The organism is Domibacillus indicus (assembly GCF_023715895.1).
Lineage (GTDB): Bacteria > Bacillota > Bacilli > Bacillales > Domibacillaceae > Domibacillus > Domibacillus indicus_A.
Genome location: NZ_JAMBOO010000010.1, coordinates 48,822 through 69,446 on the forward strand (window position 1 = coordinate 48,822; position 20,625 = coordinate 69,446).

Genomic DNA, 20,625 nt, shown 5'->3' on the forward strand with positions numbered 1-20,625 from the left:
TTATATGTATGTAAAATCATAAAAAAAGCCCTGGATTCCCAGGGTTTTTTTCGATCTTCACTCTTCACTTTTATTAAACGAACATGCTGACGATCAAGACACCGGCAAATGCCGTAAAAGAAAGAACAGTTTCAAGAACCGTCCATGTTTTAAACGTTTCTTCGACAGTTAATCCTAAATATTCTTTTACCATCCAGAAGCCTGCATCATTTACATGAGAGAACATTAAGGAACCAGCGCCTGTTGCAATAACAAGCAGTTCAAGGTTTACATCCGGCATACCGGCAATGATCGGTGATACGATACCTGCTGCCGTTGTAAGAGCTACCGTGGCAGAGCCGGTTGCAATCCGGATTAAGCCAGCAATCATAAACGCCAGTAAAAGCGGCGATAGAGATAATCCTTGTGACATATCACCAATTGTTGCGCCTACTCCGCTGTCAATCAGAACTTGTTTAAACGCACCGCCCGCTCCAATAATTAAAAGAATAGAGCCAACTGGCAGAATGCATTCCTCTGTAAATCTCTTGATTGTGTCGCGGTCCATCCCCTGGCGGAAACCAAGGAAATAGTAAGCAGCGAAACAAGAAATTAAAAGGGCAACAAGCGGACTGCCGATAAAAGCTAAAATTTGTTCGGCTTGTCCAGGCAGTCCGGCATACGGCGCTGCGGTGCCAATGATCATCAAAATAACAGGCAGTAAAATAGATAAGAATGAAATTCCTACGCTTGGAAGAGAAGCAGGATCTTTTTGTTCTACCGTTACTAAGCTCGGCTCTCCTTTTGGCATAACCCGCTTGTAAATGAACTTTGCAAACAAAGGACCACTGATAATACCAGCTGGCAGTGCAATGATTAAAGAGTACAGCAGTACCTTTCCTAAATCAGCGCCATAAATGCCGATTGCTGCAATCGCACCTGGATGCGGAGGCACGAGGCCGTGCACAACAGATAAGCCAGCGATCCCTGGAAGTGCAATTAATAAAATATTTTTCTTTGTAGCTTTTTGAATTGAAATGACAAGCGGCAGCAAAATTAAAATGCCGACTTCAAAAAAGACAGGAATCCCAATGATAAATCCTGAGAAAAACATCGCCCACGGAAGTTTTTTCTCACCGAAAACCTTTACAAAATAGTTTGCAATCTGCAGTCCGGCACCGGATTCAGAAAGCATTTTCCCCAAGATTGTACCAAGAGCTAAAATACCAACTAAATGCCCCAGTACCCCGCCGACTCCCGTCTCATAAGCGCTTACAATTTTGTCCCATGATAAACCGGAAAGAACAGCTAAAAACAAACTGGCTACGGTTAAACTTATAAACGCATGCCATTTAAACCAAGAAACGCCGATAATAACGAGAACAATTGATAGCAGCGTTACAATTAATAAATAAGCGTCCATTGAAATACCACCTTTATACTGTAATACATTTCCGGTTGATAATGTAAGCATTTTCAACCGATGGACTCATTATACGAAAAAATATTTTTGAAATCAACAATAATACAGAAAAAATATTTCTTTATTTTGGGTTTAAAGAGTGAAATTATGAAAAATTTTTTTGATTTCTCTTCTTTCTGCTGCCTGGATACTCGAGCAGCCGAAAAAAGCTGGTGCAATTTACAATCATTTTTTATCGCATTAACGGCCAGAAGACTCCTTCAAATTGCTCCGCAATTAGTAGGAGATGAATGGCCGCTTTTTTGTGTTTGCTGCTTAGTAGTTGAAACGTATGTTTCCTTTTTGGTATACTGTATTTGTTAAATACTGGAGGTGAATCGAGATGATGTTGAATTACCGGTTCGAAATTTTTCCGACTGAAGAACAAAAAAGCACGCTTCACTCATGGGTCAACCTCTGCCGCCAGCAGTATAATTCCGCTCTTCTCGATAAACAAAGAGCCTACCAAAAGAATAAGAAAAACCTGGCTAAATCTGATCTCAGTACCCTGTTAACACTATCCAAGAAGCATCATCCATACCTTAAAAAAGTGCCTTCTCAGCCCCTTCAGGAAACACTGGACAGGCTGGGAAAAGCGTTTGATCAATTCTTCAAAAAAGAAGCCGGCTACCCTAAGATAAAAAAACATAAAGACTACCACTCGATTACATTTACACAGTTTGGCCTGAGTAAACAAAAAGATAAAAAAGGAAAAGTTCATACTGTCCGGCGGGCCGTTTCCTTCGGAAAAGGAGGAAAGCTCCTCATTTCTAAACTGGGCTTAGTGGATATCCGCCTCCACCGGAAACTGGATGGCAAAGTCAAACAGGTGATCATTAAGCGCCAAAACGAGCACTGGTTTGCTATTTTCTGTGTCGAAAGACAGGCAGACCCGCCGCAGGTTATCCATCAATCCTCTAAAACAGCCGGCGTTGATGTCGGCATCAAGAAATTTGCCGTTCTGTCGAACGGCGAAGAGATTCCAAACCCACGCTTTCTCCGTAAGGAGGAGAAAAAGCTCAAGCGTGCCCAGAAGAAACTTTCAAGAAAGAAAAAAGGCTCCTCACACTGGCAAAAACAAGTGACTAGGCTACAGAAGCTTCATGCCAGGATAGCGAACCAGCGGAAGGATTTCCTGCATAAAACAGCGTTCCGCCTGGCAAACACCTACAGTGTCGTTTGTGTAGAGGATTTGAACATCCGTAATCTGGTAAAAAACCGGAAAGTGTCCAAATCGATTCATGATGCTGGATGGGGAATGTTCCGCCAGTTTCTGGCGTACAAATGCGAGCGCAATGGCGGCCAGCTGGTCAAAGTGAAGCCGCATTTCACCACCCAGGACTGCTCGGGCTGCGGAAAAAGGGTAAAAAAATCCCTTTCTATCCGAACGCATTCCTGTCCGGACTGCGGTCTTGTGCTGGACCGCGACCATAATGCTGCCTTAAACATTGAAAAAGCTGGGCTGGTACAGATAGGACTCATTCCGTCAATATAATTCCTTTACAACTGTAGGTCGAGGTCCCGCCCGAACAGTATAAAACAACGCCTGTGGAGATGATGTAAGACCCTGTTCGGAAGAACAGGGCAGATATCGATGAAGCAGGAAAATCAATGAAGTCAGAGTATGTTTTTTCATGTCTCTGGCAGAGATGCTCCATCAAATTGCGCAGCAATTAGTTGGAGAGGTTCACTCGGCATTCCTCTAAGATGGTGAATGGGGCGTCTCTTTTCAACCGGAGTTCTGCCTTTATTTTTGATCATGCTAAAAAGGCCCTTGCGTAATAAATATACGCCAGGGCTTTTCCAATTAAAAAAGAAGATTGGTTTGTTTGCTTTTCGTTTGTCAGGCCGTTCTCTGGATCAACCCAGTCATCTGCTTGACGATCAGCAATATCGTGTTATGAGCCTGACTAAAATGCGAGAGGCATATCGAAATCAGGCATACCCATGCTATTTAAACGCTGCTTTCTTTAAAATGGTTTGGAGAATTTCATTCCATATCTGTTCTTCTTCTGTAAGAAAATGACCTCCACCCTTTATATAATGGGATGTAACCGCCCAAAATCGGCCAGCCATCTTTTTCACTTCACTGACAAGTGACAATGTATCCTCTTCACCATGCCAAATATGAACCGGAACCTGAATATTGCTAAGGCTGAATACCCCGTTTTCCGTCAGCAACCTTGTGCACCTTCCACTCCCTGACGGTAGGCTTCTTTTAAATGAAGAATCGTACTGTCGAGTACTTCCTCTTGCGTTAGCTGGCGGTTGTCCCATCCCGGTAAATGCTGTCCTCCTTTTTGGAGGGCTGCTTTATACTTGTCAGGATCACGATCTATCATTTTTTTCTGAGAACTGGTGATCTTTTTTAATATCCATGGAGCATGTTTGGGCAGAAAAAAAGCAATTCGGTTTTCTTTTGACATATCTTTAGGAGGTTTTCCCGCATGAAAAGGAGTCGCTGATGAAACAAGTACACACAATCGAGTTCGTTCAGGAAAGCGATAAGAAACAGCTGCTGCATAAGTACCTCCTCTAGACACCCCTAAAACAGAAAACGACTCTGTCTTTAAAAAATCAGCCAGTTCGGCTATATCGTCTGCTTAGTCGAGAACACTGCAATGCTTTTTTTGATCGGATAACCCGTATCCTGGCCTATCGGTCGCTATAAAACGGATACCAAGCGTATTCGCTATGTCATCCTCTTTTAAAAATCAAATTCTTGAACCCGGTGTGCCATGAAACAAAAAAACCGGAATCCCCTGTTTGTCACCATACTCCCAAAAGCCAAGCTTTCTTCCATCCGACAGAGTCATCATGTTCTCTTGCATTCCCTTTCTCCTTTCGCCTTCTTTCTCTGCTCATTTTATTCTTTTTTCTGGTACATATCTGTTAAAAAGGTGAATCATTTACTTTTTTGTGAATTTTCATTTTAAAAAATGACATTTTGGAGCTGTTTTTGTAAAATGATAAATAGACTTTTGTTGATTTATTTTTGTTTACCTTTTTATTAAGAAAAGCAGAAAAAGGCAAACCAGTCGAAAGGCTGGGACGCAAAGTTTCAGATCTACGGTCGAAAGACTAAGATGGCTGAACTGCCTCGTAATCATAGAGGAGGAGCAGGCACGTTGCGTAAAATAGACATTGCGGATGAGTATTTAATAGAAGCTTACATGGATGCATTACGTTTAAAATTAACGCCTGATTTTATTTATCTGCTTGAAACAGAAATGGCGGCAAGAGGACTTATTTTTGTAGGCCCGCCCTCTTTAGAAGCTTATGTAGCGGTAACTAGCAGGTAGTTTGCTTTTTTCTCTCGTAAGCCTCCTCACCTTTTCAGACAACTAAGAAACCTAGCTAGTTGTACTGTAAAGGTTCCAAATCTATAAATCTATCAAAATTGTTTCACGTGAAACATATTTTAAAAGATTTATTATTTAATAGAGGAAAACCGTTATTGGAGAAAGACTTTGCAATGGATTAAATGTTCATTCTTTAAAGATGAGACACGTTTTTTGATAGGGATTCATAGATTTATACATCATCTCGTCAGATATCGACAGAAAATGCGGATCTTCCAGCTCCTGAATCTAGTATATTACATTTTAAATTATGACTGTTCTTAATAGCCGGTAACACCGCGAAAAGATGATGCCTTTATGAAAGGGAAGGGCTGATCAAAACTTGATTGAAGCATATGTGCTGGACACGCTATGCCGACATGTTAACAACTAATCAAAATTTCTTTTAAGCGATCGTGGTGTCATCATCCAATAAACTTAAAGAAAATTAAGCGCTCCCTACATATATAATCCTTACATAGAAGGAACCCAGCTATATCCTTTTTATTTATCCCGTAAATCGACACCTTAGAAGAGGTTTACCCCTGATCGCAGAAACAGGTGCTTGTATATAAACCAAGCCCTGTTCCTCTTTCCCATTTTGTCACTTTCGCAGCAGCATTAAGAAACAACTGTCCTATAATGTCTTGTTATTGAGTGATAAGGATAACCTAATGCTGTTTTCACTGAAAGAGCTTTTCGTGCATGATTTACTGGATATTGAAGAAAAACGACAGGCTCAGCAGAAAAAAGCTCTGCTTAAATTAAAATTTTTTACTTTTGTTAGTGAGAGTCTCACGATGGGTCTTCTAGTAAATCAATGTTCTGACATTCCATTAAGCAACAGAAGATCCCACTGGTTTACTAGCTGATCAAACGGGCCCTTATGAAGGCAGGCGTAGTATTTTTTGAACTACCGCCCACTTACCTGACGGTTGAAGTGGGGGATTCCTGGGCAAGAGGATCTTCGACCCCCAGTAATCAGGCTAACCCCGTATTCCAACGGTTTTATGACCAAGCTTAAATAGACTGAAGTGAAAGAAGCCGAAGGGCTTCTTTTTTAATATTCAGGCTCGCATTCAGGTCTCGGTCGTGACGCACACCGCAGGACGGACACTCCCACACCCGGACAGCGAGATTTTTCACCTCCTTATGCTGGTAGCCACACCCGGAACAGAGCTGGCTTGATGGGAAGAACGGATCGACTTTTATAATTGTCCGTCCGTACCACTTCGCTTTGTAGGCGAGCATTTCGTTGAACCTTGACCATGACGCATCGTGAATCCCCTTGCTTAGTTTTTTGTTTTGGATGAGATTCTTTACTGACAAATTCTCCACTGCGATCACTTGGTTTTCATGAACGAGCCTGGTCGTCAGCTTGTGAAGAAAATCTTCTCTTGTGTGTTTGATTTTTTCGTGCAGTTTAGCAATCTGGGCTTTATTTTTCCCCCACGATTTCGAACCTTCTTTTTTACGTGCAAACGCACGCTGAAGAAAGGCTAACCGCTTTTCGTATTTTTGATAGTGTTTCGGGTTGGCAATGAATTCGCCGTTGGAGAGCACGGCAAACTCTTTTAATCCCAGATCGATCCCAATGGCATCAGCTGTGCTTGCTTTGTAGGGCGAATATGGCATCTCGCAGATAACCGAAATCGAATACCGGCCGGTGTGGCTTCGGCGCACGGTGACACGCTTAATGTTTCCTTCGATATCACGGGACTTTGAAAAACGAATCCAGCCGAGTTTCGGCAGCTGAATGCGATTGTCCACGATTTTAATATTGTTATTTGTCATTTTGGTTGTGTAACTTTGGACCGGGTTTTTCTTGCTTTTGAATGTCGGATGGCCCTTAAAGTCATACGCCGTTGGCGTATAGCCTTCTGCACATTTTTTTGCGGCTCGTTTTTTTAATTCTTTTTTCGGCTGTTCCTTATATTTTTTGAATCCTTCGTACTGATATTCAATGCTTGCCTGAAGAGCAATACTGTCAGAACCAGACAACCATTTGAACGTTTCTTTTAGCCCAGGGAGGAGCTTTTTGGCGGCTGTTTCTGTATACCGTTTTTTTGTTTTTTCGAAACTCTTGATGTTTTCATTTAATATATAATTGTAGACAAACCGGCAGCAGCCGACCGTTTGGTTAATCAGTTGTTTTTGCTCGTCACTTGGATGGATTTTAAACCGAAAGGCTTTAAAATGAAGGTTCTTTTTTTCATCTTTTTTGGTTTTTATCACTTTCCTCACCCCCTGAACATTTGTTCTCTACCTAATTATACCATTTTAGCAATAGAGCGTTCAAGGAAAAAGAATGACTGAAAGAGCAACGATTCATCCCCCACTTAGCAAGCTTGAAGTGGGGTGTTCTCGCCGAAGATGATAAAAAGTCTACGCAGTTTGTAGAAATGTCAAACCATGTGGCAGAAATGAAAAAAAGCTGCAGTGGCTGCTGCAGCTTTTTGTATTTCTTTTAAATAAGAATCATTTTGGATCACCCCTGTTTATTTTCAAGAAATCGTATTTGGGGATCCTTTATCAACTGTTAACTTCTTCATATAAGGGAAATAGGGAAAAGAAGAGATGCTTCCTTCATCTCGTATATGGTTAGGTTTAACTACAAACTCTTTGTAGGCTTTTTTATTTATTGGTGCTAATTTGTCTAAGCCGTAACCGTTATAGTATACAGGCTTTTCACTGTGAACATTCATCGTATATCCCCCTATTATTTTCAGCTTATTTTATTCATATGCCAGATTTCTATTTACTATTCCTTTTCATTACAGCGGAGCTCCTTTTTTATGAACAATGATAAATGTCCACAAAAAAAAGCCCCTGGCTAAATAGGAGCTTCTTTTCATATATTTATAGCGCCTTTCAAATCTACATAGATACAAATATACATGTATATAAGCATACTCATATACATGTATACGAAAGATTAAAATAGCTATTCTTTCTTGTCCGTCCTGCAGGCAGGTTAAGAAGGATTGGTCGGCTCTGAGTAAAATTCAACAAGATCTCCTCTTGCTAATCCATTTGTGTATTCGATAATACGGCCTGACATATCGTGGGTTGTGCCTTGAATCCATAAACATGGGCTTTCCGGTTTAAGCTGCAGCAGTTTGCTTTCAGATGAGTTAGAGTAGGAAATTTTCATGCGTTGTTTTTGTTTTTTCAATTGGATTCCATATTTCTGGGCTAATACCTCGTACAAAGAAGCATTATCCTCCATGTATTTTTCAATTCCTTCGCAGTATTTATAAGGAATCTGGCTCAATTCAATCGCAATGGGAATTTCATCTACGATTCTCAGCCGTTTCAAAGAAAAAACTTCTTCCCCTACATCAACATCAAGAACTTTTGCTAGATGTTCATCTGCTTTTTCGAAAAGCATATGTATTTTTTTTGTAGAAGGCTTAAACCCTTTATCAATCATTCCTTTTGTAAAGCTGTTGACGGTGATAAAGTTCCATCTGATCCGGCGGTTTGCCACAAACGTGCCGACCCGCGGACGCCGCTCGACAACCCCTTCTCTTTCTAAAAGGTCAATGGCATGGCGGATGGTCATTCTGCTGATTTTTAATGTTTCGGACAGCTCTCTTTCAGAAGGGATTTTATCACCGTGTTTTAACTTTCCGCTTTTGATTTCCTCGAGCAGCATTTCTCTTATTTGCTGATAATAAGGCGTATTCTCTTCTGATTTATTCAACATCTTTACCACCAACTTCGTCCATTATATAAAAATGACTTTCTTGTTATATCAGTATATATTAGATAGAACATATTGAGAAAGAAAACGGTTTATTGGAAAAAGGATAAGTGTTAGAAAAAAGCGGTTCCTTTGGAATAAGGAGCCGCTCTGCTTTTTCTTATGCTGGTTTATTCTTTCTCCTTACCAATCCACATGAAAACGGCCGAATGTTTTTCGGGTAGGAACAGACGTTACAAATGAATCTCCATCTACTTCTTTTACGACACGAATTAATTCCGACCATTCAATATTAATAATCACACACAGCAGCACCGTTCTTTCCGCATCACTATATGCCTTCCAGGAAGTGATGCCCCGGTTAAAAAGACGGTTTAATGTAGAAGAAATTTCATCTCCCTGGTCCGTCACAATCAACACCGTGCTTTTTTCAGCAATACTCAAAATCGCATCATATGTTTTCGTGCCGACAAAAAAAGAAATAATGGTATACATAGCAGACTGGGCATCGAATAGGAGCGCTGAAATTAGGACGATGCACGCACTGAAAATCAGCCCGAACTTTCCTATCGTTATATTAAAGTACTTGGCCATCACCCGGGATAAAATGTCCAAACCGCCAACAGATCCACCCAGCCTCAGTATAACGGCAGCGCCGATTCCTGAAATAATAGCACCGAAAACCGCATTCAGCATCACATCTTCTGTCCATATCGGCTCAACCGGTATCCAATCAAAGAAAATGGAAGAAACGATCACCGAATAAATAGTATACACAATAAACTTTTTGCCAATATGAAGATACCCAAGTACAAGCAGCGGCACGTTGAATAAAAAATACTGAGTACCAATTGGCCACCCAAATAAATGATAAAAAATCACACAAACACCACCCAGTCCGCCAGCCAGAAGTTCAGCTGGCGTCAGCAGCTGATTGGTGCCGAATGCAAATAAGAAGCAGGCAATTGTCAGGCCTGTCAGTTCCCCTGCTGTTTTAAAGTGTCGGATCGGTTTACTGAAAAAATACAGATTTCATCGTCATGCCCGCCTCCTTTTTACCAAAACGGATTTACACTTCCTTATGGGTTTGAAGGTTCCGAGTAAAATTCCACTAAGTCTCCTCTTGCAAGCGTTTGTGAAACTTCAATCGGTTGACCTGATTCCGCAAATGCCTGCCCTTCTATGGATATACAAGGACTTAAATCAGGAACTCCCAACAATGTACTTTCAGACTGGGAAGCCAAAGATATTTTCATATACTGTTTTTGGCGGATAAGCTGGATATCAAAATATTGATGGAGTACATGATAGAGAGAAACATTATCTTCCATATAATGTTCAATTTGAGGGCAGTATCGATAAGGAATTTGGCTGACTTCAATGGCTAACGGAATATTGTCCACTTTGCGAAGCCGTTTCAAGTAAAAAAGCCGCTCACCTTCTGACACTTTTAATTGCTCTGCCGTCTGTGCGTCTGCTTCTCTTTCCTCCATGATTAATGTTCTGGTGGAGGGAGCCCGTCCTTTATCCTGCATGCCTTTTGTAAAGCTGTTAACGGTAACGGTGTTCCACCGGATTCGTTCATTTGTAATAAAAGTTCCAGCCCCTACCCTTCTTTCTACAAAGCCTTCCCTTTCAAGCATCATAACCGCATGCCGGGCTGTCATCCGGCTTACTTGATAGATATCTGCGAGCTCTCTTTCAGAAGGAATTTTATCTCCGTAGCTCAATTTCCCGTTTTTAATATGGTTAATAAAGATTTTTTTTAACTGCTGGTAATAAGGAATGTCTGCTCCCTCGCTTTTCATGATGTCCTCCTTTCACGAAAGCACGGCTTTGCATTCTACTCACAGCATGTGTACTTTTATAAAATATTTTCTGCTTCTTTTTTAGGAACGCCATATCCGAAAGCGCCATAGAATTCACAAGTGGCGGCTGCAGCTTGAGCGGCTTTTTGTAAAGCGGAGGCCATATCCCGCTTCTCATAATAGTCAACCAATGTCATGGCAATAAAAGAATCGCCTGCTCCGAGTGTATCGACAACAGCTGCTGGAACGATTCCTTGCTTGTAAAGCTTTCCATTTGCCAAAGCGATCGCTCCTTTTTCTCCTCTTGTCATAACACAAACAGCTGCGCCTAACTCGTTTGCCCGGTGAAGCAGACAAATGCCTTCTTCTTCTGTCAGCTCACTCCCCGAAAAAAACGCGTAGGTTACATGCGGGCAGAGAAGCTGCAGGTAGTCTTCTTCATATTTAAATGAAAAATCAAACGAAACCGGAATGTGCCGGGATAGTAAAGCAATATCGGTTTCTGTATCACTATACATACTGCTATGCAGAATATCATGCTGCGCAATGTAGGCAAGATCCTGTTCATTAAAATTCAGTCTGACCGATGACTGAACGCCTCCCTTATTCGATCCGACAAATACACGGTCTAGCTCTTCTGTTAACGCAATAACGGATTCGCCATTTGGTCCACATACCTGCCGGACGGTCGAGATATCAATGTTTTCTGCTGTTAAGCTCTCCAATAAATGTGCCGCGGAGCGGTCATTTCCGACAATCCCCATATAGGAAGCAGCGCTGGCTCCGTATCTCTTGGCCAGCACAGCTACATTCACTGCATTGCCTCCAGGGAAAATTTCCTCGCGGTCTTTGTAATAATCGACAACGTTATCGCCCACTCCAATAATTTTCATGTTCAGCACCTCTTTTTTTAATCATTCATTTAAACAGCTATAAAATGTTACACAACATTTCTGGAAATGGTATTTAAAAACCGCTTAATCCGGTCATTGTTGTTATTGATATGGAAAAAATGATGGGCCGATTCATCCTGTACGATGACGCCCTGGTCAATAAAAATAATCCGGTCGCCCACTTCTCGTGCAAAGCCCATTTCATGTGTCACAACGGCCATGGTCATTCCTTCATTCGCCAGTTCTTTCATTACCAGCAGCACTTCGCCGACCAATTCAGGGTCCAAAGCGGAAGTTGGCTCATCAAAAAGAAGGATTTTCGGTTTCATGGCAAGGGCCCTTGCGATGGCAATACGCTGCTGCTGTCCGCCCGAAAGAGCATGGGGGTATTGATCACGTTTATCCGCCAGCCCTACTTTTTGTAAAAGACGTTCCGCTTCTAAGATAGCCGTTTCTTTGTTGACTTTGCGTACGCGCATAGGCCCTTCAATGATATTTTCTAATACGGTTTTATGAGCAAACAAATGAAATCCTTGAAATACCATGCCTACTTCTGCCCGAAATTTGCTTAGCTCTTTTTCTTTTCTTGGTACTTTTTTGTTTCCAACGGTTCGATACAGAATCGATTCGCCTTCAAGCAATACGTCTCCTTCTGTCGGAAATTCCAGCGCATTCATCATACGCAAAAACGTACTTTTTCCGCTTCCGCTCGGCCCAATAATCACGACGACCTCTCCTTTTTGAATAGAGAGATCAATGCCTTTAATCACTTCTTTGCCATGAAAAGATTTATTAATGTTGGTTACTTGTAACATGGTGAGCCGCCCCTCTCTTTTCTAAATAATCCACAAACAAAGACAATGGATAGTGAAGAACCCAGTACACAATAGCGACCATCGTAAAGATTTGAATGTTTTGATACGTAGAAGCAGCCAGCAGGTTTCCATTATGCATCAGTTCCGTCACTGTGATAACCGCAGCAAGAGAAGAGTTTTTAATTAACACAATGGCCGAATTTCCAATCGCCGGAATCACATTTCGAATGGCCTGTGGCAGAATGATCCGGCGCATAGCCAGGGAGTAGTCCATCCCAATTGCCTGGGCAGCTTCCATTTGTCCTTTTGGAATTGATTTGATGCCCGCTCGAAATGTTTCAGCTAAATACGCACTTTCATTAATAGAAAGAGCGACAATTGCCGCTTGAAAAGCAGTTAAGGATATGCCGATATCCGGAAAAACAAAGTACACATAAAGCAGTTGGACAAGAAGAGGTGTGCCGCGGACAATACTAATATAGAAATTGCAAATTCGGTTGATGGTTTTGTTATGTGTGATTTTACCTAATGCAACGGCAAGTCCGATGATCAAGGAAAAAATTAAAGAGATGGCTGTTAACTGAATTGTAATCAGGGTGCCCTCAAGCAGTCTGGGGCTAAAAAGAACAATATTTGACCAGATTTCCTGCATATCTATCCGCTCCTTTTATAGATTACAGCAGGCAGAACCCTTCCTGATGACAGAAAGGATTTTCCTGCTCAATACCCATTTTGCTATACTTACGGCTGCTCCCATTCTACTCCCCATTTTTCATAGATGGAGGTCAGCGTTCCATCTTCTTTCATCTCTGCAATAGATGTATTCAGCTTTTCAACAAGAGCGGTATTCTCTTTTGCCACGCCTAGCCCGATTTCACCAGATAAAGAAGGTACATACTCGTCTACAATGCGATAGGTCATGTTTGGATTTTGGCTTTTCATGTACGTAAAAGCCGGTTTATCAGCAAGAGCGGCATCAATACGTTTCGATTCAATATCTTTCAGCAAATCAGCCAATGTTTGGTAGGTTTTAACTTCGAGATTCAATTCCGGGCTTTGTTCTTCCAGCATGTCTTTAAACGATGTGCCCATTTGAACACCGATCGTTTTATCTTTTAAGTCTTCAAGAGAAGCAGTGGTTTTGTCGCCTTCTTGAACAATCAGCCCTTCTCCAAATCCAAAAACCGGATCGGTGAAGTTAATTTCTTTTTTTCGTTCATCGGTAATATACATGCCATCCACAATCACATCCGCTTTGCCTGATTGCAGAGAAGGAATGAGTGAATTCCATTCGCCTGTTACAATTTCCATGTCCATATCAGCCCGCTTTGTTGCTTCCTTGGCAATGTCAATCATAAACCCTTCTATCTCATTCGTGCTTGGGTTTGTTGCATTAAACGGATATCCGCCGGCTGTTGTAATAACTTTCAGCGTATCACCGCTCGCTGATGCTTGCTCTGCTTTTTCTTCCGTATTTCCGCAGGCGGAGAGCATCCCGACCATCAATAGTAAAGAAGCCAAACGTACCTTTTTCATTTTCCATCCTCCTCTACATTTATATCTCCCACTTTGGTATAGACCAAAGTGGGAAAGTGTTTAATACGCTACCGTACGATAATAGCGGCGTGTTTCTAACGAATGCCCTCTTTGCTCTTCTAAATGAATGCTGACTCGCTGCAAAGCGGTGGCCAATACGAGCGGAGCTAAATATTTTCTAAATTCCTGGCTGATTCCATCCAGCGGGTAATCAGCTGTATCAAAAATGCTCAGCTTCTTTGTATATTTCTCCGCAAACCGCTCCACGCGCTCCATTAATGGGCGTGTTTCATCTTCACATTTCAAGAGAATCATACTTAAGTCTTCTTCTACTAATTCGATTGTGCCATGGAAAAATTCAGCGGCATGAATGGACTTTGTGCGAATCCACTGCATTTCCTCCAGCACGCACATCGCATAAGCATATGTACGGCCCCAGGCAGTACCCGATCCAACGAGCATATGATAGTCTTCATTTTTATAACGAGCTGCAAAGTCTGCTGCTTTAGGATCTGTTAATTCTTTTACTTTAATCAGCTGCTGTGGAATGGTTTGAAGCTGATCGATAAATGTCTCATACTGCTCAAATTCACCATGATTATGAATAAGACGAAAAACAAGCATATACATTTGTAAATTAATTGAATCGGCAGCAAAATCATTTTCTGCATAGTTGGCAATTGGATAATCCACAAGGCCGGCAAGCGGTGTTCCCATTTCACCGACTAACCCAATAGAGGTTACCCCATGCTGTTTACAATATTCCGCAGCGGCTACGGTTTCTTCTGTTGTACCAGATAAAGAAGATAAAATAACGAGCGACTCTTTTGTAAATTGTTTATGGTTTTGAAGCATGAATTCTGACGCAATTTCAGCATAAGAAGGAATCGTTGAAAGTGAGTTGAGCATGTATTCAAAAGGATACATGATAGCAATGGATCCGCCTGATCCAAGAAGAAAAATGTTTTTAAAACCTTTTTTTGAAATCCCATCAGCAGCCTGCTCAATCTGGCTTCTTAAGGAAAGCGCTCCTTCCGTAACCTTTAAGTACCTTTCTTGACTGAAATTCAACATATGATCCACTCCTTTTATTTTTTGGTATATACCAGAAAATCTATTTTGGTATATACCACAATTCCCATTTGAAATTCTTTGCTTCTGTTTTTTTAAGGAATACCTTCATTATGCAGAGGTCGATAAGTGTGCACAATGAATTTGTCAGATTTACTGACGTTATTTCTGAAAACTCAAAACTGTTTAAAGGACTTGGTGTTGAACACATTATATTAAAGCGCTTTCTTTTTTGCAATATTTTTTTGTGTAAAGGAAAAAGGAAATAGCACATATCACGTATATATGTATATCAATATACATATATACAAAATTACACATATACTTATATACATGAATACTTATATACAAGAATACTTGTAAATGAGTATATATGTATCATTGTATATTATCGAATAGAAAACGGGAGGATCCGCCTGGATAAAGGACTGAATCGCTCTTAAGCTGCTATGGAGAAACGACCTGCTGCGGATACCTGTATTCTTGGCATGCAATCATGGCTGCTCTGCTTTTCTGATTATGTAGATTTAATGCAGGAACTTTCTTATACGAACGGAATAGTAATCGTCTCTTTTTTAAAAATAGAATGCTGCTTAACTCCTCTATCTCCCCTCGTCTCGAACGATTGAAGGAACAAAAAGCGGACGATCAGATATTTTCTAAACGAGAGAAAATCAAAAACTATTTGTCACGATTAGCACACCATGGTGTCCATACGTCAATAAACTGTTTAAACTTTATTGGAAAACGGAATTATTCTCTTGCTATTGAATATAAAAAAAGAAGCAGAACGATTTCTTACATGCGCATACTATCCCATTTTACAGTGCGGCCTTAAGTAAGGGTCTTCTTCGCTCTTTGTGGATAAAGAACCTGGTAAATACGACGCTCTGCACCTACAGCCTGGCTTTGACTTTATACTTAAGTACAACAAACAAGGTCCGCGCCATATCTTGTTGCGTAATACTTTCCCCTATGTTTGTAGTCAAAGGGGGGCATTTTAAGAATCATCATTTCTTTATTAAGCAGGCTAAATTCAGCTTGTTTCAAAAAATAGCTGGTCTGACGCGTCCTTCTGCTTTTGTCATTAAATTTTAAACATAAATGCAGAATTTTTAGTTGAAAAATAACAGTAAAATATTGTATTCTAAATAAAGTAACTATTTAAAAAACTGTATTTTTCTCATCAAAAAAACATGATGGGTTCCTATCTTATTTGCACCCTTAATAAACCTGCTTCACAGTAGGCCATAATAAAATGACGCTTTTTTATTACATTGTTTATGAAACACGGCTATATCCTCGTTTTCTCCAAAGAAAACAAGCGTGCACTACTCTACTACAGACACAAAACCGTTCTATACTTCTTGTAAAAGCCAGCATCCTATTGAAAAGCAGCCACTTTTACTCTCGTTTCACGATTAAAATGAGCAGCTGTAAATAACCATATGCTTTTCTCGTAAACATGCAGCCACGAACCACTTCATATGCAAACATATTTTCTCTGTTAAGAAACCATTATAAAAGCAAATAGTTAATTTCTATACTCTGCTGTTAATAAGGAATTTCGTCTGGATGAAATTGAATACGCTGATCTTCTTTTTGCATTAACTGATTAATTTGTTCCTGCCAGCTTTGTCTGCTGACTTCCTTAGGAGGAATTGTGCTTTCTTCCTGTTCTTCCAGCCAGTTAAAAATCGTCGGATGACTAGTGAACGTTTCTTCGCGTTTTTTGTACGTAAACATGCGCACGAGCGTACCATAGAAATAACCATTAAAATCTTTTCTAATTTTTCTTTGCTTATGAGCGAATACGGATTGTTTAAATGCTTCAATTACCATTTCTTCGTAAGACTCAAGCACTTGAGAAAGATTAAACTTCTTATAAGCAAGTATGGCTTTGCCCCACAAATGATAGATGTCCTCTGCTTCATCAAAAAATGGTTTTACAGCTTTGATGAATGTTTGTGGAACGTTTTTCGGTGTAAAGGTGTAACCGAGACGATTTTCCTTACGTAAGATCTTTAAAAGATTTTTATTAAAAGATAAATACTTGGTAGAAACTTTTTTTGGCTGTTCAGCCTTACTCTCACAAGGGATTTCAGCGTTTTCAGCTTGGAAATCAGCTTGGAAATCTGACAGCTGAAGAACTTGTTTCCAGTGATCGAAATAAGGATGAGCTGTGAATAAATGAATGGGTGCACTAAGACCGTTTTGTGTGCTGGAACGCCGGTAAATCGTTTGAATCACACCATGATCCCGAAGTTTTTTCGAAATATTACGGACTGTTTTATCCGTAACGCCATACCGAGCGGCCAGGTAGTCATCGCTGGCAAAAAAGAAGCCTTTCTCTGCTGCAAACCAGCACATCATATCGATCGCTTTTCTGGTCCCTTCTTTTAAGCGGTAATACCGATCACCATAGATGGCTTCAACCGTTTTTAAAAGTGTTAACTTCATATCCTGCTGTTCCTGATGTGTTTTAGCGAAAGGAACATAATCGTTCATCTCTTTAAATTCACTAACTGAAATTACTACACTTGCAGTCATGCTATTTGCCTCCGTTTCCAGAAAACAAAAAGGCGCATTTACCGTTTATCGGTAAACACGCCGTCGATCTGCAACAGAAAGATACCTCTTGAAAATACCATCTATTTATCGTAAAATAAACATATAAATAGAGGTATTCAAGAAGGTAAAAGCAGGTGTTTACCGTGGGTGGTTCACGGTGAATGGTTGTAAAGATGTTGGTAGCATCTTTGCAACACGCTTTTGCCTTTTTATTTTTTAGTTTTCATTTTTGTAGATTCTCTGCTGCCCATTTTATTGTTTGGTTGTGGACAACTGTTGATATTTCAAATTGTAAACAATAAAAACCCGCACTGCAATAGGGTTTTGGGCGGTTTTGCAATATGGTAGATATGTATATGCAAATACATGTATATGAGTAACTATGTATATAAAATAGAATGATTGAAAAATGTATACATGTATACATTAAGACGCTTCAACCCTTGGTACAATAGGGTTTTTTACTGTGGATAACTTTGTTCACCTTTTAACATTGTAGATAAGTATACAAAAGTATAAGTAGATAAATCTACTTATCCACACATCTATAAATCTACCGTTTTATTTTTATTCACTTGTGGATAAAAAAAGAGCCTTTTTTGGGCGGTTTTGATGAAAAAAATAAAAGATACCCCCAGATAATTGGGGGTATCTTTTATTTTTTCCGGCTGGCATAGATGTCGAGTATTAAAGAATACTGTTTCTTTTGTTCTTTAGTAAGGTAGTTCGACTGGTATTCTTCTACTAAGATCTCCAATAGACTGTCGACGCTTTCTGCAATCCCTAATGTAACTAGGCCGTTCAGCTTTTCTTTTGTTGTCGTACTAACCCGAACTGTTGTCGTTCCCGGCTGCACTCTTTTTGTCTGCGTTTCTTTCTTTTCTGGCGGTGTTGTGTCTGTAGCGATGCTAGGTTTATTAAAACTATCATTATCAAGAGAAAAAGTCGTATTAGGCGTAATTTGCTTGCCTCTGTTTAAGAGCTTATTGGGTTTCTTCTTTAATAAATCAGACATTATTAGTCACTCCTACTTCTTGTTCCCAGCGCTTAAGAAATTCTTCTGTTACTTCGCGATAGCTTTTCATGACTTTTTTGTCGTGCATGTCTTCATCTGAAATCCCGGTAATATCGTAGCGTTTCAAGCGTTCCATATTTTTTACGAGCGTTTCAAAAATGTTGTGCTCACCAAAAATCTCTTTTGCGTTTTCAAGTGTAGCAATATCCACAGGCGCGCCGTTTTTCAATAAAACAGGCAGGATACCCAGGATATCCATATGTGCATCGTAGTCATCAATCAATGATTGTAGATATTTTGTAAACATTTCAGCACCCTGTAAGCTGCGCTCCTGGGTTTGAAGAACGACGACTACAAAATCAGAAGCATAAAGAGCCGAATCCGTAATATCAGAGATCGTTGGCGGTACATCAATAAAGATAAAATCAAAATCTTTCTTTAATGGTTCTAATAATGTAGAAAAGTATTGTACACGGTCTAAATTATTAGGGAATTTCTTTTCCAGAAACTTTGGATAAAGAGCAAAGTCACTGAAGCTTGGCAGCAAATATAGATTTTCCTTTACTTCTGTCACAATACTAGATAAGTCTTCTGCTTGAATAGCTGTCATAAGAGTCCGGTCAAAAGAAACAATTTCATCCGATATAAGTGCTTTTGTACGCAAATAAAGGCTCGTTGCATTCGCTTGGGGATCCTGGTCGCTGAGTAAAACTTTATATCCCATGTTTGATAGTGTGTAAGCAATCATCGTGCTGTTCGTTGTTTTGCCCGTCCCACCTTTAAAATTTCCAAAAGTAACGACAGTACATGGTCTCGACATTGTAGGCACTCTCCCTTTTTATCTACAATATACATGTAGACATTTGTTATAGTTAAAATCATCATATCACTTTTCTATTGCTAAGTCTTGTTATAATTGAGTTTTTTTATAGTAAGCGGGCTGCAAAAAAGCCAAATATACATATCTACAAATATATTCATATACAAAAATACAAATATACTCGTATATCCATCTACTTGTATACGTATTTTGAATGAAGAAATGAGTAAGGTTCTCTTCTATAATGTAATTATAAACGACTGCTAGTCTGACTTTTATGTTCCTATGTCATTAAAATCTAGGTAAAGTTAGCATGGCTCATATACAAGTAATAGCAAGGTGTCGTCTCCCCTCTCTTTAAATACGTGTTAAAAAAGTTTGAGTCGAATGATTGGATCTGTTTTTGTAAGAAAGCTGGCTGCCAAAATGATTGTTAAAAACAACTGCCTGAGCAGGAAAGGCGTAACCAGTTACTTACTGCGTTAAATACTTTATATAAGAGTATGAATCTGGAAGTGTTAAGAGGAGAAGCGGGAATAAAACTTTTTGCCAAACTTCATAGTAAGCTTAGAAATACCGAGTATACAAGTATACTCATATATTTGTATACGCATATACATGTTTATTTGTAGATAGATTAAGTGACTCTTATTAAATAAAGCTGGATCAATCCTTTATCCTTTTCTTTAAGCATGGCCTTGTACAATCACTTTTGTGGGGAGACGGAAAAGAAATCCCTTATTCCCTTGGGCAAAGTAAATAGGTATACACATAGATGGATATACAAATATATATGTATATGCACATACGAATATACATTGAATTCTACTTTTTGTTCCTTCTGCTCTCTTCTTTAATGGATAAAAGCGAATCACTAAGGAAGTAATAAGCAAGATCAAGTAGAACAGTTTAAACATTTATATCGCATGTCAGACATTCTTATACAAGAACCAAACTGAAAAATATAGTAGAGAACCAGTAAACTCCACTTGCCAGATATCTTTATTTCTTTGAGCTGGAAAAAGTCTTTATGAATGTAAGGCATTTAATAAAGAGAGGCAGACAAAAATAAAAATAACAGCCTAACCATAGAAGCTTCGCGAATATGCAAGTATACATGTATATCCATATACATGTATATGAGTATACTGATCTATTTGTATATGGATATACACGCTTGAAAGGAAAGTAAATACGGGCCGGATCTTTTACTTTGCTTACAACCAACAGCCTTATCAGCAAATAAATAGAAAAGATTACGTAGTTAGTTCTTTGATATTGCGGTAGTATGTTTCAACATTCAGCTTAACTCACGTTCATGTGAGTCTTTCTATATGTTCCTGGCCTGTTACCAGGCTGCTTGCTCCCCTTCCCTTTCATAAAAAGCTAACGGGGTAAAGAAGACGATCATACGCCTTATGGGGCCATTTGTTTCTTTACAGACCTTACGAGCGGGAAAGCCCACTCCTTCAGGTGTGGGATGATAGCGAGGTCGAACCGGGCATGTCTTCAGACATGTCAAAGGTTCGACTTTTTTCTTTTAGTTTATCTCTCTTGTATACCAAACGCTTGTTTGTTATAATTGATACAACCCAATCTTTTGGAAAG

General features: G+C 39.8%; 18 protein-coding genes and 1 riboswitch. Of the genes, 2 read left to right on the forward strand and 16 right to left on the reverse strand.

The window, feature by feature from the left end; all coding sequences use genetic code 11:
* Nucleotides 1-73: 73 nt before the first annotated feature.
* Nucleotides 74-1,402, reverse strand: coding sequence for a GntT/GntP/DsdX family permease (locus tag M3221_RS15095; RefSeq protein ID WP_251272569.1), 1,329 nt, complete (start codon nt 1,400-1,402; stop codon nt 74-76).
* A gap of 382 nt (nt 1,403-1,784) precedes the next feature.
* Here M3221_RS15095 and M3221_RS15100 point away from each other — a divergent pair, with 382 nt between their 5' ends.
* Nucleotides 1,785-2,936, forward strand: a complete 1,152-nt coding sequence (locus M3221_RS15100) for an RNA-guided endonuclease InsQ/TnpB family protein (RefSeq protein WP_251272570.1) — start codon at nt 1,785-1,787, stop codon at nt 2,934-2,936.
* Nucleotides 2,937-3,391: 455 nt separating this feature from the next.
* On the opposite strand, the gene M3221_RS15105 is transcribed toward M3221_RS15100, so the two are convergent.
* Entirely contained in the window at nt 3,392-3,622 is a 231-nt protein-coding gene (locus M3221_RS15105; protein WP_251272571.1) for an alpha/beta fold hydrolase, read from the reverse strand.
* Nucleotides 3,616-3,867, reverse strand: coding sequence for a hypothetical protein (locus M3221_RS15110; protein ID WP_251272572.1), 252 nt, complete (start codon nt 3,865-3,867; stop codon nt 3,616-3,618). Before M3221_RS15110 ends, M3221_RS15105 begins: the two co-directional genes overlap by 7 nt.
* Nucleotides 3,868-4,459: 592 nt before the next feature.
* Nucleotides 4,460-4,544: riboswitch (cyclic di-GMP riboswitch) on the forward strand.
* A gap of 25 nt (nt 4,545-4,569) precedes the next feature.
* Between M3221_RS15110 and sda the strand changes: the two genes are divergently transcribed.
* Nucleotides 4,570-4,743 carry a sporulation histidine kinase inhibitor Sda gene (gene sda / locus M3221_RS15115; RefSeq protein ID WP_251272573.1) on the forward strand — a complete coding sequence of 58 codons (174 nt, stop codon included), beginning with the start codon at nt 4,570-4,572 and terminating at the stop codon, nt 4,741-4,743.
* Between the two features lie 1,059 nt (nt 4,744-5,802).
* Here sda and tnpB read toward each other — a convergent pair.
* From tnpB to M3221_RS15180, 13 genes are all read right to left on the reverse strand, one after another.
* Nucleotides 5,803-7,017 (reverse strand): IS200/IS605 family element RNA-guided endonuclease TnpB, encoded by a 1,215-nt coding sequence (gene tnpB, locus M3221_RS15120; protein ID WP_251272574.1) that lies wholly within the window; start codon nt 7,015-7,017, stop codon nt 5,803-5,805.
* 269 nt (nt 7,018-7,286) lie between these two features.
* Nucleotides 7,287-7,487, reverse strand: a complete 201-nt coding sequence (locus M3221_RS15125) for a hypothetical protein (protein WP_251272575.1) — start codon at nt 7,485-7,487, stop codon at nt 7,287-7,289.
* Nucleotides 7,488-7,756: 269 nt separating this feature from the next.
* Nucleotides 7,757-8,491, reverse strand: a complete 735-nt coding sequence (locus M3221_RS15130; RefSeq protein WP_251272576.1) for a GntR family transcriptional regulator — start codon at nt 8,489-8,491, stop codon at nt 7,757-7,759.
* Nucleotides 8,492-8,671: 180 nt separating this feature from the next.
* Nucleotides 8,672-9,517, reverse strand: a complete 846-nt coding sequence (locus M3221_RS15135; RefSeq protein ID WP_311316147.1) for a YitT family protein — start codon at nt 9,515-9,517, stop codon at nt 8,672-8,674.
* A gap of 50 nt (nt 9,518-9,567) precedes the next feature.
* The gene (locus tag M3221_RS15140; RefSeq protein WP_251272577.1) at nt 9,568-10,296 is read right to left on the reverse strand and encodes a GntR family transcriptional regulator; all 729 of its coding nucleotides are present in this window, start codon (nt 10,294-10,296) and stop codon (nt 9,568-9,570) included.
* Nucleotides 10,297-10,352: 56 nt separating this feature from the next.
* Nucleotides 10,353-11,189, reverse strand: a complete 837-nt coding sequence (locus M3221_RS15145; RefSeq protein WP_251272578.1) for a PfkB family carbohydrate kinase — start codon at nt 11,187-11,189, stop codon at nt 10,353-10,355.
* A gap of 47 nt (nt 11,190-11,236) precedes the next feature.
* Nucleotides 11,237-12,004, reverse strand: a complete 768-nt coding sequence (locus M3221_RS15150) for an amino acid ABC transporter ATP-binding protein (RefSeq protein ID WP_251272579.1) — start codon at nt 12,002-12,004, stop codon at nt 11,237-11,239.
* Complete coding sequence (locus M3221_RS15155) at nt 11,982-12,656, reverse strand: amino acid ABC transporter permease (RefSeq protein ID WP_242234328.1); 675 nt, start codon at nt 12,654-12,656, stop codon at nt 11,982-11,984. The genes M3221_RS15150 and M3221_RS15155 overlap by 23 nt, the downstream gene beginning before the upstream one ends.
* Before the next feature lie 89 nt (nt 12,657-12,745).
* The gene (locus tag M3221_RS15160; RefSeq protein WP_251272580.1) at nt 12,746-13,540 is read right to left on the reverse strand and encodes a substrate-binding periplasmic protein; all 795 of its coding nucleotides are present in this window, start codon (nt 13,538-13,540) and stop codon (nt 12,746-12,748) included.
* Nucleotides 13,541-13,600: 60 nt separating this feature from the next.
* Nucleotides 13,601-14,614 (reverse strand): SIS domain-containing protein, encoded by a 1,014-nt coding sequence (locus M3221_RS15165; RefSeq protein ID WP_251272581.1) that lies wholly within the window; start codon nt 14,612-14,614, stop codon nt 13,601-13,603.
* A 1,551-nt stretch (nt 14,615-16,165) separates the two neighbouring features.
* Nucleotides 16,166-17,161 carry a helix-turn-helix domain-containing protein gene (locus M3221_RS15170; protein ID WP_251272582.1) on the reverse strand — a complete coding sequence of 332 codons (996 nt, stop codon included), beginning with the start codon at nt 17,159-17,161 and terminating at the stop codon, nt 16,166-16,168.
* A gap of 676 nt (nt 17,162-17,837) precedes the next feature.
* Nucleotides 17,838-18,197, reverse strand: coding sequence for a DUF5388 domain-containing protein (locus tag M3221_RS15175; protein ID WP_251272583.1), 360 nt, complete (start codon nt 18,195-18,197; stop codon nt 17,838-17,840).
* Nucleotides 18,190-19,017 (reverse strand): ParA family protein, encoded by an 828-nt coding sequence (locus M3221_RS15180; RefSeq protein ID WP_251272584.1) that lies wholly within the window; start codon nt 19,015-19,017, stop codon nt 18,190-18,192. The genes M3221_RS15175 and M3221_RS15180 overlap by 8 nt, the downstream gene beginning before the upstream one ends.
* Nucleotides 19,018-20,625: the final 1,608 nt, after the last annotated feature.